This is a genomic window from Candidatus Pelagibacter communis (assembly GCF_001180185.1).
GTDB lineage: Bacteria > Pseudomonadota > Alphaproteobacteria > Pelagibacterales > Pelagibacteraceae > Pelagibacter > Pelagibacter ubique_F.
Genome location: NZ_CVSS01000048.1, coordinates 1 through 1126, shown reverse-complemented (window position 1 = coordinate 1126; position 1126 = coordinate 1). Strand labels below are relative to the sequence as shown.

Below are 1126 nucleotides of genomic sequence, written 5' to 3'. Positions count from 1 at the left end.
ATTAAAGAAGATTAATCCTAAAATTTCAATAAAAAGCTTTAAATTAAATCTTAACGAAAAAAAACGCAGGAAGATTAATTGAAAAATATGATTACATAGTTGATGGAAGTGATAATTTTAAAACTAAATTTTTAATTAACGATTACTCTTTAAGATTAAAAATTTCTTGTTGTTGGTGCAATTAGTAAATTTGATGGTCATATATTTACTTACAATTTTGCAAATAGCAAAAATCCTTGTTTACGCTGTTTTTTTCAAAATGATGAAATTTCTGATGATATTTTAAATTGCGAATATGAGGGTGTGCTTGGAACTGTTGCGGGAATAATAGGAACCCTACAAGCAAATGAGGTATTAAAACAAATCTTAGATATAGGAAAAAATCTTAATAATGAAATTCTTATAATAGATTTGTTGAGCCTTAATTTTAGAAAAGTAAAAATTAATAAACAAAAAAAGTGTAAATGCTAAAAATAAATTTTTCAATTTTTTTGATAACGATTTTTTTTTCTCAAGCTACTTTTTTAAAAGCGGAAGAAAAATTTTTATCATTAAAGAAAAGTAAAGTGAATGTTAGATACGGACCTAGTTTTGAATTTCCAGTTAAGTTTATTTATAAAAAGAAAAATCTCCCAATAAAACAAATAGATAAAAAAGAAAATTTTAGAAGAATTATAGATCATAAAAAAAATAGTGGTTGGATTCATATTTCTCAACTAAAAAAAATTAATTCAGTAATTTCGACAAAAGATAAAATACTCTTTAAAAATTCTACAAAATTTTCAGAGCCACTAGCAAAAATTAGGGAAGGAAGATTACTTATTATTCAAAAATGTGAAAAAGAATGGTGTAGAGTGGAAACAGAAAAAATTGTTGGTTGGGTTGATAAAAGTGGATTATGGGGTTTATGAACCAAAATCTTCTGACAATGACTTAATTGTACTCATAGACAACTTAGTGGTATGTGAATATTCCTCATGATCTATACCTATTTCAATTTCTGAGGTACTTTTAAATTTCTTAATTTGATCATCCGTAAATCGAAAATGAATAAACTGAACTGAGGAAGCTTTTCCTTCAGCTGAAGTTCTATCAACATCCTCTTCCGGGAAAGCTGAAATTTTTT

The 1126-nt window shown here is 25.7% G+C and carries 2 protein-coding genes and 1 pseudogene; 2 read left to right on the top strand and 1 reads right to left on the bottom strand.

Features of this window, described 5'->3' with window-relative positions; all coding sequences use genetic code 11:
* Nucleotides 1-47 precede the first annotated feature (47 nt).
* Nucleotides 48-471: pseudogene (locus tag AMN95_RS05725) on the top strand (HesA/MoeB/ThiF family protein).
* On the top strand, nucleotides 465-911 hold the full coding sequence (locus AMN95_RS04050; protein ID WP_075522692.1) for an SH3 domain-containing protein: 447 nt from the start codon (nucleotides 465-467) through the stop codon (nucleotides 909-911). The pseudogene AMN95_RS05725 and the gene AMN95_RS04050 overlap by 7 nt, the downstream one beginning before the upstream one ends.
* Here the strand turns inward: AMN95_RS04050 and AMN95_RS04045 are convergent.
* Nucleotides 906-1126, bottom strand: a 221-nt coding sequence (locus AMN95_RS04045) for a DUF3501 family protein (RefSeq protein ID WP_143323764.1), incomplete at its 5' end; no start/stop codon positions are given. The two genes, AMN95_RS04050 and AMN95_RS04045, sit on opposite strands and share 6 nt — an antisense overlap.

Bases quoted from the DNA above. Each gene is read 5' to 3' on its own strand.
- AMN95_RS04050 (WP_075522692.1), top strand. From the start codon at position 465: ATGCTAAAAATAAATTTTTCAATTTTTTTGATAACGATTTTTTTTTCT.